Raw genomic sequence first — 14,100 nt, forward strand, 5'->3', positions numbered from 1 at the left:
ATGAAACAGGCAGTCAAAACCCAGTTGTTCCCGTCTAAAGCCCCACTGGAATGGGCAGTTATCGGCAACGGCACCCTGTACACCGCGCAGATCCCTATCGATGCGCAAGGCCAGGTGGTACCCGGCGGCATCGAGGCACAGACGCGCCAGACCCTGGACAACCTCAAACACACGCTGGAGGCGGCCGGCCTGGGCATGGACGCGGTGACCCAGGTGCTGATCTACGTGACCGACCGCTCCTACCTGGCCACGGTCAACGCGGTCTATGGCGAATACTTCGCTGCGCCTTACCCGAATCGCGCCGCCATGGTCATCGCCGGCCTGGCCCGCGAGGAGATGCTGGTGGAGTTGGTGGTATACGCCGCCGCCTGACCCTCTCGTATCCACTGCACGCTTGAACGGCAATCCCGGCTAGTGGCCTGTTTGCTTAGTCCGTTAACTTGAAAGCGAGCGAGGAAGCACTGGTTTCCCTTCTCCCGCCGGGAGACGACTGCATGGCTGCAGGAGGTAAGGCAGTGCAGGATGCCAAAGCCGAGGGACCGGGGTGAGGGAAACGGCGGGCGTAGGCTGGGTAGAGCCGTTTTTTGGTGAAACCCAGCGTGGTAACAGGGGCATCGCTGGGTTTCGCTTCGCTCTACGCCAGCCTACAGAGAGACCACGATAGGTAAACGAATTAACCAGAGGGACACTAGAATGTTATCCACCAAGCCCGTGAAAGCGTTATCACACCACTTGGTGTCTATTTATAGTTGGGCCCTCAACTAATTTTTTGGAAACAAGAAGACTGTGAAACCCAGATTAATAAGCTTCAAGCTGTGCCCATTCGTGCAAAGAGCGGCAATCGCGCTGCAATATAAGACTGTTGAATACGACATCGAATATATAGATTTGGCCAACCCTCCGGAATGGTTTCTAAAAATATCTCCCCTCAAGAAGGTCCCGCTGCTTCTAGTGGAGGATCATGTCATATTCGAATCGACAGTCATCAACGAATATATTGACGAGGCATATCCCAACAAGCTTCATCCGAGCGATCTCATCTTGCGTGCACACAATCGGAGCTGGATAGAGTTCGGTAACGGCTGCACGTGGAGTGCTTTTCATTTGAGCGTTAAAGAAAAAGAAGAGGACTTTAACAACGTCCTGGACGACTTATTGAATAAGTTCGATCAAATAGAAAAGGCAATTGGTGGCGCCCCCTTTTTTAATGGTAGTAAATTCTCGTTAGTTGATTCCAGCTACGCGCCCCTATTTCAGCGATTGGAGTACCTCGATGAATTAAGGCCCGGAATATTGGATAAGAAGAGGCACCCACGAATAAATGCTTGGAAAGAGAGCCTCCTGACGCTCAATGCGGTTCAGCGGTCGGCTGTTCCAGAAATTAAGGAGCTTTACCATGAATTGCTGTGGAAGAGACAGGGATACATATCTCAGTTCTTGGATGAGGAGAAATACGGGAAAAATAGCGAAAAAAGGATTTACTAATTTAAAAATGACCCAACAACTCAATCCAGCGGACGTGCTAATGGGTATGTAGTGCGGTGGGTTTTGCCGTTGTACTTGCAAGGCAAAACAGGCCGGAACACGGTCAATGGAGAGTTGTTGATAGAGAGCGCTGCGTAGGAAGTTGGGTAAGTCCTGGTTTTGTCTGGGTAACTCGTAGTTCGGGCAATTTTCCGGGGCCGGGATGACGCGGTATTTGATGTTGCTTTGCCCGAGCTTGAATGGGGCGATAGAGTTGTAAGTCGTCGCCACCGGGCCTTCCGGCGCGGGGCCAGCGTTTTCAGGGCGATGATCAGGTGGCGCAACTCCCAGGTGCGTGGGTCCCAGCAGGGAAAGAAGGCCAAGACTTTTTTGCCGCTGGCTTGGGCGGCGGAGTTCCTTTTGTACTCGGCCACGTCGCGGACGAAGAACGATGGGTGGCTGTTCTTGCACGGGTTAGGCAGTCGGCTCCTTAAATCATCGACGGTAGGAGGACATGTACGCCTGATGACCAAGCCGGGTGGGTCGCACAGGCTTCCATCGACACTCCCGACTGACCTATATTGGGTCGTTCTGAGCCGGTCGTGGCCCGGCTCAGCTCGGGCATAATTTGCTCTACCAGAAAACCTGTAAAGGGGCTTTGAGGCCCAGTTTGGATCAAGCCTGAAGCCAGGACTCCACGGCCAGAGCCCCGTACTGCTCTTTCCAAGCCTTAAGAACCCGGTGATTGCCACCTTTGGTTTCGACCACTTCACCGGTTTGAGGATTCTTATAAACCTTGACCACACGTGGACGGCGTTGCGGTGCACTGATGGACTTTGACTGGTAAGAAGACCGCTTGGGATCAAGAATGGCGATAATGTCCCGTAAGCTCTTGCCATAAGAGCCCATGAGGGCTCGCAGTTTTCCTTCAAACTCAATTTCTTTCTTCAGTGCCCCGTCATTTTTTAACGCGTCAAGCTGGGCCAACTGCTCCTGCAAGGCCTTTTCGATAGCACGGAACTCAGCGAGTTTTGACAAGGTAATGCTCCTTTTGGAAATAGCTGGGGGACTGTAGATTTAACCAATCCTAGCAAACTAGATTGAAGGTAGCAGCTTGACTATTCGCTTTTCACCAGAGGTAGTGCGACGCATACGATGCTCTCCTCGTGACTAGCGAAGCGAAGAGACATCCGCGCGGAGCGCTCGGGAATTTACCTCTTCCGTGTACTCCTTCAGCCACCTCAGCACTTGTACTGCCTCCCAGCGGCTCGGGTCATACAGGGCATATATCAAACCCTGGTAACCCACCACATCTAGCGGGCGGTGATAACCGGCGCGTCGAAACAATGCCTCGATTTCTGCAAAGCACGTATTGAAGTGCAAACGGGTAAACGGCGTCCTGCCTTCGGTTACCAAACCGTCGAGACTCAGCTCACTGGCCGCCGCGCGCACTTTCTCGATCGGCATACGACTTACCGAGTATTTCAATTGCTCGACATTGACCATGAGTTCCCATCATCATTCAATAGCGCTGTGAAACTGTTGTTACCTCGCGCACCGCTTCCCAGACAGCCGACCTGTACGCTCGCCTCCATTCCGGTCCGCGGTGAAGAGCGCCCCTGTGTCTTGTCTTCGCTAGTCGACCCGAACCTCGTTATGTGCAGCTCGTTTACAGACACCCAATGCCGTAGCCGCTCGCTGCTGCCGAGGATGGTGAGTGGTATGGTGGACCACCCAAACAATACTGTACACCCATACAGGTTACAGCGCGCTGCCTGCTTGGCAATACACCATGGATAAAAGGTCATCGTGGAGCGATGGCCGTTACACACCAGGACTCTTACGAATGCATCGATTGCTCGCCCTGATCTGCCTCTTGCTCGTCACCGCCATCCAAGCGGAGCCCCATCCACCGCGTACCTTCAACGAAGCCAAAAAGATCGCTTGGGACCTCTACGCACAGCAGTCCGTCAAGTTCTATTGCGACTGTCGCTACCAGGGCAACAGGGGCGACTTGGCCAGCTGTGGTTGGCCAGCAGCGGTCAACAGCAATGATGTGCAAGCTTTCATGGGACGGACTCCTTCGGATTGTCGTCGGCAGCGTGCTACTAAGTGCAAGTTGGCGGTTTTTTGTTCTTTATATTTTTGTGCGGATTGAGCCTGTAAGGATGCGCCTGTCCCCTCCCAATCAGCTTGCTTGCTCTATGCCAAACCAATGCAACGCGGCTGGCGTGGTATTGAGGTAGATGTGCTTGAGTTCGGTGAACTCATCCAGCCCCGCACGCGACAGCTCCCGACCAATGCCGCTGGACTTGTAACCGCCCCACGGCGCCTGGGGGAAGGCCGCGTTGTAGTCGTTGATCCATAAGGTTCCCACCCGCAGACGCCGTGCCATGCGATAGGCCTTGCCGAGATCCTGGGTCCAGACCCCAGCTGCCAGCCCGTAGGGGGTGTCATTGGCCAACTGCAGCGCCTGCTCCTCGCCGCTGAAGCGTTCGACGGTGATAACCGGGCCGAAGATTTCCTCCTGAGCAATACGCATAGCGGCGGTGACATTGCCCAGCAGGGTCGGTTCGAGCCAGAAGCCGCGCTGGAAGCCTGGGCCGGTGGGCGACTTGCCGCCGGCCAAAAGCCGGGCGCCTTCGCCCACCGCGCCAGCAATCATTGCCAGCACTTGCTCGCCCTGGCCGGCCGAAATCAACGGGCCCATCTGGGTCGCGGGATCCAGCCCATCGCCCAGGCGGATCTTGACGATCCGCTGCTGCAACGCTTCGACAAAACGATCATGGATGGCGTCTTCCACCAGCAGACGCGAGCCTGCCGAGCAGATTTGCCCAGCATTGAAAAACACCGCATTGAGCGCCTGATCCAGCGCCACTTCAAAGTCGGCATCGGCGAACACGATATTGGGGTTTTTTCCACCTAGCTCCAGCGCCACCCTTTTGAAATTGCCGCTGGCCGCGCGCATCACCTTGCCTCCCGCGCCAGCGCCGCCGGTCAGCGATACCAGATCCACCGCCGGGCTGGCCGCCAGTAGTTCACCGACCTCACCTGGGCCGCACAACAGGTTGAACACGCCAGCGGGCAAGCCCACTTGCGCCAATAGCTCAGCCAGGCGGTGGGCGGTCAGCGGGGTCAGGCTGCTGGGTTTGAACACCAGGGTGTTGCCGGCCGCCAACGCCGGTGCGATCTTCCACACCGCTTGCAGCAGGGGATAGTTCCAGGGCGCGATCAAGGCGCAGACACCGACCGGCTCGCGCTGGTTAAGGCTGATGACGTGCGCCGGCGCGTGGGAATTGACGCTGCCCGTTTCGATTTCCAGCAAGGCGGCGTAATAACGAAAGGTCGCCACCACATTGCCCATGTCCGCCAGACTTTCGCTCAGTGTCTTGCCCGCATTGAGGGTTTCCAGACGGGCCAGATGCTCGCCATCCGCCTCGATCGCCGTGGCGATCTTCTGCAGGATCGCGGCGCGCTCGGTCACCGCCATCGATGGCCACGCCCCCTGATCGAAGGCCCGTCGCGCGGCGTGGATCGCGCGCTCGGCGTCGGCTCGACCGGCGACCGCCACGCGGCCCAGCACCTCCTCGGTAGCCGGGTTGATCACGTCTCGGTAAAGAGGCTCTTGCGGCGCTTGCCATTGGCCCCCGATAAATAGCGGTATGTCCGACATCTGCGTCTCCTGGCTAGGTCACTGGATGCAGTCACTATCAGCCAGGCGCGCTTTGCGCTATTGATCAAAAACGGCAAATCCCTGCCGCTTTGCCACGACTTGCGAGCGGACACTGGGCGCGCGCGCATCGGCAACGATAGCGTCAGCGAAAGTCGCTTCGCATCAAGTGCAGCGGGCCCGGCTATCTACACTCGCAAGGTACTCCAGGGCAGCAATCGCTCTGGCAACTGCCAGTCTGACAAGGGGGAAACGATGAACAAGCTCGCCGAGCGCTCCGACCTGGATCCACACCTTAACTTGAGCCATTGGCAGCAGCGAACCGAGTTGGCCTGCGCCTTCCGCTGGGCCGCTAGGCTGGGGATGCATGAGTCGATCGCCAACCATTTCAGTGTGGCGGTTTCGGCTGATGGCCGGGAATTTCTGATCAACCCTTACGGGACGCACTTCTCCCGCATCAAGGCCAGCGACCTGCTGTTGGTAAATGCCGACGACCCCACCAGCCTTGATCGGCCCGATGCCCCGGACATCACGGCTTGGGCCTTGCACAGCGCGCTGCATCGCAACCAGCCGCAGGCGCGCTGCATTCTGCACACGCATTCCAAGTATGCGACGGCGCTGGCCTGCCTGGCCGACTCGCGATTGCCTCCCATAGAGCAGAATTCGATGCGCTTTTTCGAACGCGTCGCCATCGACGAGGGATTCGACGGCATGGGCTTGGGCGACGAGGCGGAACGGGTCAGCCGCTTGCTGGGCGATAAGCCGATTCTGCTGATGGGCAATCATGGGCTGCTGGTGGCAGCGTCGAGCATCGCCCAGGCTTTTGACGATCTGTACTATTTCGAGCGCGCCTGCGAAACCTATATCACCGCGCTGTCGACCGGCCTGCCGCTGCGGATTACTAGCGATGAGATCGCGCGCAAGACCGCGCAGCAGTGGCTGGATTACCCAGGGTTTGCCGATAAGCACTTTGCCGCGCTGCTCAAGATTCTGGATCAGGACGAGCCTGACTATTGTCATTGAAGACGGCAGCCACTAAATACGGCGTGCAGGATGAGTGCGCCGTTGCTCAGTCCTTCGGCGTTGGCTGCCTGGGTTCCCGGCTCAGGGGTTGGCGCATCACCGGCGCGCTCCAGATCTGGCTACGGTCTTGGCTCGGTGGGCAGCCGAACTTGGCCCGGTAGGCACGGGAGAAATGTTCCAGGGAGCCGAAACCGGAACTGGCGGCGACTTGCGCCACGCTGAGTTTGGTCTGCTGCAACAAGCTGTGGGCCTTGGCCAGACGCAGGGTGATGTAGTACTTGAGCGGCGAAAGCCCGGTGTGTTGCTTGAACTGACGCTCCAACTGCCGCTGGGAAAGCCCGACCCGACTGGCGATCGCCTCGCAGTCCAGTGGCTCCTCCAGCGCCTGCTCCATCAGCAGCACGGCCCGGCGCATCTTGCCGCCATAGACTCTGGTGTTGGGCTGATCGCCATCCAGCTGATTGTCCGTGGGCTGGCGCACCCGCCCGATCAACAGGTGCATAGCGATTTCCCGGGCCAGGTCGCTGTCGATGCTTTGCCCGAGCCAGCTCAGCACCATGTCCAAGGTGGTGGTAGCACCGGCACAGGTCAGGCGCTGCCGATCCAGAGTGTAGAGCTGAGCCTTGGCATGCACCCGTGGATAACTTTCCTGAAAGCCCTGCAGATTGTCCCAATGCACCGCCGCCTCATAACCATCCAGCACACCGGCGGCGGCCAGCAGTTCGGTGCCGGTTTCCACGCCCATCAGGACGGCGCCAAACAGCGCCTGTTTGCGCAGCCAGATTTTCAGCGCATGGTTGTGGCTGTGCTTGTGCACATCGAAGCTGGCGATAACCAGGCAGACGTTAAAACCCTGCTCGGGCCGGATGCTATCTGCCACCAAGCTGCACAGCCCATTGCTGGCTTGCACCGGCTGGCCGTCGAGCGAGAGCAGGGTCCACTCAAACAGTTGCCGCTGAGTCAGCCAGTTGGCGATCGCCAAGGGCTCGATGACAGCCGCCAGGCCCAGATTGGAAAACGACGGCAGTAGCAACACCGCAATACGCAACGGCGCTATCTCGCCCCGCCGCCAATCCAGCAGTGTCTCGACCTGTGCACCGGCCTCGCCGGATTCGCTGTTCATGCTCCGCCTCTCTGTGCAAAAAGTTGGGGCCCTTCCTGGGATTATTAACGCTGCTGGGTGCGCCATTGCGGATGAATCCAGACGGCTGCCTGGGCCTGGGGCAAAGACCGCAGACCGCGAATCATATCGCTGGCTTTTTCCGCGATCATAACCGTCGGCGCGTTGGTGTTGCCGCTGACGATGATTGGCATGATCGAGGCATCCACCACCCGTAGTCCCTGCACACCGTGCACGCGCAACTGCGGGTCGACCACCGCCTCGGGGTCGTCGCTCGGCCCCATCTTGCAGGTGCCACTGGCATGGTAGCCGGTCTCGGTTACGCGCCGGGCCCAAGCATCGAGTTCCTCATCACTGCGCGCCGCCGGCCCGGGAACCAGTTCTTCGCCCTTGAGAGCGGCCATGGCCGGTTGCTCGATGATCTCCCGGACCAGTCGGGCAGCGGCACGCATGTCGGCACGATCCTGTTCGGTCTTCAGGTAATTGAACAGAATGCGCGGCGCTTGTCGTGGGTCGGTGCTTTTCAGGGTGACGCTGCCCAAGCTAGTGGGACGCATCAGGTCGATATGAATCTGGAAGGCATGCGCCGGTACCAGATCGACGCTACCCGGCTGCACCGCCAGCGGCATGAAGGTCAGTTGCAGATCGGGATGTTCGACCCCCGCCCGCGACCGGATAAAGGCGCCTGCTTCGAAATGGTTGCTCGCCGCCAGGCCATCGTGGGTCACGAACCAGCGTGCACCTATCCACCATTTGCCCGGTGCCGTGGTCCAGGGATAGAGGGAAACTGGCTTTTTGCACAAATACTGCACGACGGCATCCGGGTGATCGTTGAGCCGCCGCCCGACGCCGGGCAAATCCTGCTGCAGCGGCAGACCCAGGCTGTGGATATCATCCGCCGGGCCGATACCGGACAGCAGTAACAGCTGTGGCGAGTTGATCGCCCCTGCAGTGAGTAGCACTTCCCGCGCCGCATGGGCCTGCTGGACCCGACCATTCTGCTCGTATTCGATACCGCAGGCGCGGCGTCCCTCGAACAGAATCCGCAAGGCCAAGGCCCCGGTCGCCACACTGACATTGCCGCGCTCCAAGGCTTGTGCCAGATAACCGCGAGCGGTGCTCCAGCGCCGACCTGCCCGTGTGGTGCGATCCACCGGGCCGAAACCCTCCTGGCGATAACCGTTCAGATCGCTACTCAAGGCGTAGCCTGCTTGCGCCCCTGCTTGAATGAAGGCCGCGCACAGCGGTGTGTGGATGTCGCCGGGGGTGACATGCAAATGCCCGGCGTCGCCACGGTATGGGTCCGCACCCTCGGCATGGGTCTGTGAGCGGATGAAATATGGCAGCACTTCTTGATAGCTCCAGCCCGTGCAGCCTTGTGCCGCCCAGCCGTCGTAATCACGGGCATGCCCGCGGATATAGACCATACCGTTGATCGAGGATGAGCCGCCCAGGGTACGCCCGCGGGGCGTGCCGATTCGCCGACCATCCAGGTAGGGCTCGGGTTCGGAGCTGTAATTCCAGTTATAGCGAGTTCCGCCTACGACAATGCCCACCGCCGAGGGCATATCGATGGTCCAGCTTTTGTCTACCGGCCCGGCCTCCAACACGAGGATTTTCACCAAGGGGTCTTCCCCCAGTCGGTTGGCCAGCACGCAGCCGGCCGAACCGGCTCCTACAATCACATAGTCAAACTGATGCTCGGACATTCCCAGGCTTGCTCCGTCAGGTGGTGAAAGCGCGATCAGCGGCGCTGATCCCGTGCAGTTCTTTCAGCTCGCGGACTGGCCGTGAATGCCCTGAAAGACCAGACGGTGGAAGTGGTGAACCAGATGCTCGCTTTCATTACTGCGCTGAGCGTCGATCATGTAACGGCCCTGGTCGTAGCCAAGCGAATGCAGGCCTTTTTGCACCGAGATATTCAGCGCGATGTCTTCCGGCCCCAGGTCCTCGTTCATCCATTGCATGCAGGCCTTGCTGACTTCGGCAGTCTGGTCGTTCGCCGTGTAATAGCCAAAGCGCAGCAGCGAGCGTTCGGCATCTAGCGGGATCATCATGAAGGTGCCGAGGAACTCGGAGAACGGAAAGGTGTAGAAGGTGTTATTCGGCCACAGACCGATATTGAAGAAACATTCCTGAGGGTTTCGTTCGCCTTTCAGCCCCACCCCATAGGCGGTTTCCGCCTCCAGGTTGGCCGGCGCGATATAGGTCCACCAATTATCGCGCTTGGTCAGCTGGTACCCCTTGAAGTCGATCAATTTGGCCAGGTCGATGTGACAGGGCCCGGACAGCTTGAAATGGTAACCCTCGATGGAGTTATCCATGATCACCTTCCAGTTGGCCGGGACTATCACATCCTGCTCCTCAATCAGACGCATCTTGCCCATATCCGGAAAGACCCGGTGCATCTCCTCGTCGGCGCCGGGGAACAGTTCCGCGAGGGAGGGCGCGCGCGGGTCCAGGTTGAAATAAATAAAGCCGCCCAGCTCTTCGATACGCACCTTGGGGATGTTGAATTGTTGCGGTTCGAAGTTCTTCATGCGCTCGCAACGCGGAGCGCTGCGCAGGCTGCCATCCATCTCGTAACACCAGGAGTGGTAGGCACAGCGCACGACGCCGCCGGTAGTACCGCGACGCTGCTCGAGCAACCGATTGCCGCGATGCTGGCAGACGTTATGAAAGGCGTGGATCTGCCCCTGCATGTTCTTGGCGACCACGATGCTCTGGTCGAACAGGTCGCAAACCACATATTGCCCCGGCTCGGCGAACTCGCTCTTGTGCCCGGCCACGTGCCAGGCACGCATAAAGATATTGTCGCGCTCGGCTTTGAACAGGGTCTCATCGAAGAAGTAGCGTGAAGGCAGGGTAAAGGCCTCTTCGGGGTCTTGGCGGTCCCAGCCGTCTACCGGGGTTTGCTGGTTCAGAGTCTCGACAGATTGCATCAGCTGGTCTCCTCAAGAGTGGCTGTCCGCACGGTGCGGCAGCCTGCTTTGGGAGCTAATCTAGGGCTCGTGCAAGAGCGGGTATTGACGGAAAGCGACCAGTTTTCCGTTTAAAATATCAAAACCGGTTTGGGCGAAGTCCCCATGCTGCTCGCCACAATCAGAGATTTGAGAGTGGCTACAGAAACCGGGGCGATTCACACAGCCGTGATTTCTCCCGGTCACCCGTGGGCAGAATTAACAGCTTAGGTTCCCCTGGTGACAGCGGCGCACTCCATCACTGCCTGCTGCCCTTCTAAGAATGCATAGAGCCGATCATCGAGCGAGTGTGCGACATTGAAGCGTATCCACGGTACTGCCCGAGCGTCGGGCATGAACAGTTGACCGGGTGCCAGCAGAATTTTCTTGCCCTTTGCTCTAATAGCTAGCGCGGCGGCGTCATCGGTCAACAGGTGGCGGGCCCAAAGAAAGAGGCCCGCACGCGGCTCGACGAAGATACTCATCCCGGCGCTCGCCAATCGGCGGGCGACGACCTCATGCGCTACCGCCAGGGTTTCCCGCAGCTGTTTCACGTGCTTGCGATGCCGGCCCTGAAGCAGAACATCAAACACGAGCGCCTCGGTAATCTCCGAACTGGTCAGGCCGCTGATCATCTTCAGCGGCGCCAGCTCGTCAATCAGATCGCGGTGGGCGGCTATGAAGCCGACCCGCAATGCCGGGGCAATCACTTTGGAAAAGCTGCCGATATAAATCACCCGAGCCAACTGGTCCATACCGGCCAGTACCTGCTGTTCGTTCGGGTCCAGGTCCGCGTAAATGTCGTTTTCGACGATCAGGAAATCGTATTTCTCCGCCAGTTGCAGAAGTCGATGGACGACAGCCAGAGGCAGGCTGGTCCCGGTCGGGCTCTGCAGACGAGTATTGGTGAAGAAGACCTTGGGGCGATGCGTGCGCACGGCACTTTCCAGCGCAGTGACGTCGAGCCCAGCCACTGTACGCGGCACGCCGACCAGTTTGGCGCCTTGCAGACGCAGATTGAGGAAAAGGTTGTGGTAGCCGGGCTCATCGACCAGAACCGTGTCGCCCCGTTGCACCAAGTAGCGCGACACCAGATCCAGCGCTTGGCTTGCGCCATTGGTTAGCAATATTTGTTCGGGACACGAGGTGATGTTGTAGTCGGTCAGCTTGTCGGCCAGCTTGCCCCGCAACCTCACATCCCCCTTGGTGTGACCGTAGCTGGAGAAACTGCTTGGCTCCACTCTGGCGAGTGCGCGCAAGCTACGCTGCAGCCCCTCTTGGTTGGTCCATTCCAGGGGTAGCAGGCCCACTCCTGGTCTGATTTCGACATCCAGCGGCTGGAAGACTTTCTGCAGCAACAGATACGCGTCGAAATCGAACTCGCTATCGCCCTGCTCGGTTGCGGTAGAGGGCTCATCGGTGTGTGTGTCGCCGGCCTGCCCGCGTACATAGAAACCAGCGTTGCGCACTGGCACCAGATAGCCGAGCGCCACCAGGCGGTCGTATGCCTCAACCACCGTGAAGTGGCTGACATGATGGGTCTGGGCAAATTTCCGGATCGACGGCAGCTTCGCACCGGGGCGAAGCCTTTGCTCGTCAATCGCCTGCTGGATGCTGTTGACGATTTGGCTAACCAGGGGAGCGTCGGAGCAAGGATCAAGAAACAACATACGAAACGACCGCCGGGGCAAGGGTTATATCAGCGGGTGTATTGGTAAAAGTACCGTAACAGCAATGCCCGCTAGCGACTTGTACTGTTCATGGCGTCCGCGGGATTCGATCCGCACTATCCATCTATTGCCACGCATTCCCGCAGCCAGAAACACTCCATAAGTAAGGACGTGCCATGCACGAGACAGGTTATATCATCGACCGCGAGGAAATCGCACCGGAAGAATGGGCCGTGCGCTGTGAGTTAGCGGCACTGTATCGGCTCGTGGCCCATTTCCGTATGACCGATCTGATCGATACCCATATCTCCGCCCGCGTTCCGGGCGACGATGGGCATTTCCTGATCAATAGATACGGCGTGTTGTTCCATGAAATGCGCGCATCCGACCTCATCAAGGTCGACCAGGAGGGCAACGTCGTCGACAGTCGCCTGGGTCCGGACAGCGTCAATCGGGCCGGCTTCAATATTCACTCAGCGATTCACGGGGCGCGACACGATGTCGCCTGCGTGATCCATACCCACACCTCGGCGGGTATTGCGGTCTCCGCGCAGGAGGAAGGTCTGCTGCCGATCAGCCAGCATGCGCTCAAGTTCTACAAGCGGCTGGGTTATCACGACTATGAAGGGATCGCTCTGAACCCGAACGAACGCGTGCGTCTCGTGCGTGACCTCGGCTCGCACATGGCGATGATCCTGCGCAATCACGGCTTGCTCGCCGTGGGCCGCTCAATCCCCGAAGCCTTCAACCAGATCTATTTCCTTGAGCGGGCATGCCAGGCGCAAGTCCAGGCGCTTTCCGGAGGCTGGCAACTGCGCTATCCGCCGGAGGATGTCTGCCTGCTGACGGCGCAACAATCGGCCGACGAGTTTGACCAGCAACTGCACATACTGGCCTGGAACTCAGCCTTGCGCCTGATCAGGGACAGCGAACGCGACTACCGGAGCTAAGCGGCGCGAGCCGCCATCGACGACCGGCTGGCCCGTCCGCGTCAGCGCCATGGGCAGGCCATCGACTCTTCACCTGACCGGGAAGTCCAGGTGGACTGGCGCGAGAGCGCCATAAAATTATCGCATGATGCGTGCTTTAACATCCGTGAAAAATATAATCCTAATAAGAGGTGGTCATGAAGAAAACAGCGATTGGGGCAATGCTCATTGCAGCCCTGGCTTCGAACGCAATGGCGAGCGAACTCACCGTCATCTCATTCGGTGGCACCAGCAAGAAGGTGCAGACCGACGCCTTTTATCGGCCTTTCGAGAAAGCCACCGGCAACAAGGTGCTAGCTGGCGAGTACAACGGCGAGATGGGCATGATCAAGGCCATGGTCGACACCAAAAGCGTCAACTGGGACGTGGTCCAGGTCGAAGGCCCTGAACTGCTGCGCGGATGCGACGAGGGGATGTTCGAACAACTGGCCCCAGCGCTGATTGGCAACCCTGAGAGTTTCGTTCCCGGCACCCTCTCCGACTGCGGCGCGGGTCTCCTCGTCTGGTCGATGGCAATGGCCTATAATGCAGACAAACTCAAGGTCGCACCGACCGGATGGAAGGACTTCTGGGACACCAACAAGTATCCGGGCAAGCGAGGCCTGCGTAAGGGCGCGAAATACACCTTGGAAATCGCGCTAATAGCCGATGGTGTGCCCCACGAGGATATTTACAAGGTGCTTTCGACCAGGGAAGGCGTTGACCGCGCCTTCAGGAAACTAGATGAGCTGAAGCCACATCTCCAGTGGTGGGAAGCGGGCGCACAACCGATGCAGTTTCTCGCCAGCGGTGACGTCGTCATGAGCACGGCCTTCAACGGCCGCGTCTTCAGTGCCCAGCAGGAAGGCGCCAACATGCAGGTCGTCTGGAACGGCAGTATCTACGCTATAGATTCCTGGGCGATTCCCAAGGGGAGCAAGAACAAGGAAATTGCCGAACAGTTCATCGAGTTCGCCTTGCGTCCTGAGAACCAGAAAATCCACACCGAGCGACTCTCCTACGGCTCAACCAACCTGAAGACTGTATCCCTTCTTGATCCGAAGCTGGCAGCCCAACTGAACACCGCACCGCAAAACCTCAACAGCGCGGTCCCGATGGACAACGTGTTCTGGGTGGACAACGGCGAGGAGCTCGAGCAGCGCTTCAACTCGTGGGTAGCGAAATGACGCTAACATGAACCGAGGAAATTGCTTAGCGGCCGAAT

At 58.7% G+C, this 14,100-nt stretch carries 12 protein-coding genes and 1 pseudogene; 5 read left to right on the forward strand and 8 right to left on the reverse strand.

The annotated features are described in order from the left end of the window. Together D3879_RS10130 and D3879_RS10135 are read left to right on the forward strand one after the other, a co-directional pair. Positions 1 to 372: a RidA family protein gene (locus tag D3879_RS10130; RefSeq protein ID WP_119954121.1), complete on the forward strand. Its 372-nt coding sequence runs from the start codon at positions 1 to 3 to the stop codon at positions 370 to 372. A gap of 414 nt (positions 373 to 786) precedes the next feature. Continuing rightward, the gene (locus D3879_RS10135; RefSeq protein ID WP_119954122.1) at positions 787 to 1,485 is read left to right on the forward strand and encodes a glutathione S-transferase family protein; all 699 of its coding nucleotides are present in this window, start codon (positions 787 to 789) and stop codon (positions 1,483 to 1,485) included. A 27-nt stretch (positions 1,486 to 1,512) separates the two neighbouring features. Here the strand turns inward: D3879_RS10135 and D3879_RS26975 are convergent. From D3879_RS26975 to D3879_RS10160, 4 genes and pseudogenes are all read right to left on the reverse strand, one after another. Continuing rightward, positions 1,513 to 1,925 (reverse strand): annotated as a pseudogene (locus D3879_RS26975) (catalase family protein); the annotation flags it as partial. A 214-nt stretch (positions 1,926 to 2,139) separates the two neighbouring features. After that, positions 2,140 to 2,502: a histone-like nucleoid-structuring protein, MvaT/MvaU family gene (locus tag D3879_RS10145; RefSeq protein WP_119954123.1), complete on the reverse strand. Its 363-nt coding sequence runs from the start codon at positions 2,500 to 2,502 to the stop codon at positions 2,140 to 2,142. A 132-nt stretch (positions 2,503 to 2,634) separates the two neighbouring features. After that, positions 2,635 to 2,970, reverse strand: coding sequence for a transcriptional regulator (locus D3879_RS10150; protein ID WP_119954124.1), 336 nt, complete (start codon positions 2,968 to 2,970; stop codon positions 2,635 to 2,637). A 682-nt stretch (positions 2,971 to 3,652) separates the two neighbouring features. After that, the gene (locus tag D3879_RS10160; protein WP_119954125.1) at positions 3,653 to 5,137 is read right to left on the reverse strand and encodes an aldehyde dehydrogenase family protein; all 1,485 of its coding nucleotides are present in this window, start codon (positions 5,135 to 5,137) and stop codon (positions 3,653 to 3,655) included. 252 nt (positions 5,138 to 5,389) lie between these two features. Between D3879_RS10160 and D3879_RS10165 the strand changes: the two genes are divergently transcribed. Then, positions 5,390 to 6,157, forward strand: a complete 768-nt coding sequence (locus D3879_RS10165; RefSeq protein WP_119954942.1) for a class II aldolase and adducin N-terminal domain-containing protein — start codon at positions 5,390 to 5,392, stop codon at positions 6,155 to 6,157. Positions 6,158 to 6,203: 46 nt separating this feature from the next. Here the strand turns inward: D3879_RS10165 and D3879_RS10170 are convergent, their stop codons facing one another. From D3879_RS10170 to D3879_RS10185, 4 genes are all read right to left on the reverse strand, one after another. Beyond that, on the reverse strand, positions 6,204 to 7,280 hold the full coding sequence (locus tag D3879_RS10170; protein ID WP_119954126.1) for a GlxA family transcriptional regulator: 1,077 nt from the start codon (positions 7,278 to 7,280) through the stop codon (positions 6,204 to 6,206). 44 nt (positions 7,281 to 7,324) lie between these two features. Continuing rightward, positions 7,325 to 8,986, reverse strand: coding sequence for a choline dehydrogenase (locus D3879_RS10175; RefSeq protein WP_119954127.1), 1,662 nt, complete (start codon positions 8,984 to 8,986; stop codon positions 7,325 to 7,327). A gap of 63 nt (positions 8,987 to 9,049) precedes the next feature. Next, positions 9,050 to 10,219: an aromatic ring-hydroxylating oxygenase subunit alpha gene (locus tag D3879_RS10180; RefSeq protein WP_119954128.1), complete on the reverse strand. Its 1,170-nt coding sequence runs from the start codon at positions 10,217 to 10,219 to the stop codon at positions 9,050 to 9,052. A 245-nt stretch (positions 10,220 to 10,464) separates the two neighbouring features. Continuing rightward, complete coding sequence (locus D3879_RS10185; RefSeq protein WP_119954129.1) at positions 10,465 to 11,907, reverse strand: aminotransferase-like domain-containing protein; 1,443 nt, start codon at positions 11,905 to 11,907, stop codon at positions 10,465 to 10,467. A gap of 176 nt (positions 11,908 to 12,083) precedes the next feature. Between D3879_RS10185 and D3879_RS10190 the strand changes: the two genes are divergently transcribed. Next, on the forward strand, positions 12,084 to 12,857 hold the full coding sequence (locus D3879_RS10190) for a class II aldolase/adducin family protein (protein WP_119954130.1): 774 nt from the start codon (positions 12,084 to 12,086) through the stop codon (positions 12,855 to 12,857). Between the two features lie 176 nt (positions 12,858 to 13,033). Further along, a complete protein-coding gene (locus tag D3879_RS10195) occupies positions 13,034 to 14,062 on the forward strand; it encodes an ABC transporter substrate-binding protein (RefSeq protein WP_119954131.1) in 1,029 nt (342 codons plus the stop codon). Positions 14,063 to 14,100 lie beyond the last annotated feature (38 nt).

The sequence above is a fragment of the Pseudomonas cavernicola genome, from assembly GCF_003596405.1.
Taxonomy (GTDB): Bacteria; Pseudomonadota; Gammaproteobacteria; order Pseudomonadales; family Pseudomonadaceae; genus Aquipseudomonas; species Aquipseudomonas cavernicola.

Excerpts from the sequence above, each read along its gene's own strand:
- D3879_RS10130 (WP_119954121.1), top strand. The coding sequence starts at position 1 with ATGAAACAGGCAGTCAAAACCCAGTTGTTCCCGTCTAAAGCCCCACTG.
- D3879_RS10150 (WP_119954124.1), bottom strand. The coding sequence starts at position 2,970 with ATGGTCAATGTCGAGCAATTGAAATACTCGGTAAGTCGTATGCCGATC.
- D3879_RS10160 (WP_119954125.1), bottom strand. The coding sequence starts at position 5,137 with ATGTCGGACATACCGCTATTTATCGGGGGCCAATGGCAAGCGCCGCAA.
- D3879_RS10165 (WP_119954942.1), top strand. The coding sequence starts at position 5,390 with ATGAACAAGCTCGCCGAGCGCTCCGACCTGGATCCACACCTTAACTTG.
- D3879_RS10170 (WP_119954126.1), bottom strand. The coding sequence starts at position 7,280 with ATGAACAGCGAATCCGGCGAGGCCGGTGCACAGGTCGAGACACTGCTG.
- D3879_RS10175 (WP_119954127.1), bottom strand. The coding sequence starts at position 8,986 with ATGTCCGAGCATCAGTTTGACTATGTGATTGTAGGAGCCGGTTCGGCC.
- D3879_RS10180 (WP_119954128.1), bottom strand. The coding sequence starts at position 10,219 with ATGCAATCTGTCGAGACTCTGAACCAGCAAACCCCGGTAGACGGCTGG.
- D3879_RS10185 (WP_119954129.1), bottom strand. The coding sequence starts at position 11,907 with ATGTTGTTTCTTGATCCTTGCTCCGACGCTCCCCTGGTTAGCCAAATC.
- D3879_RS10190 (WP_119954130.1), top strand. The coding sequence starts at position 12,084 with ATGCACGAGACAGGTTATATCATCGACCGCGAGGAAATCGCACCGGAA.
- D3879_RS10195 (WP_119954131.1), top strand. The coding sequence starts at position 13,034 with ATGAAGAAAACAGCGATTGGGGCAATGCTCATTGCAGCCCTGGCTTCG.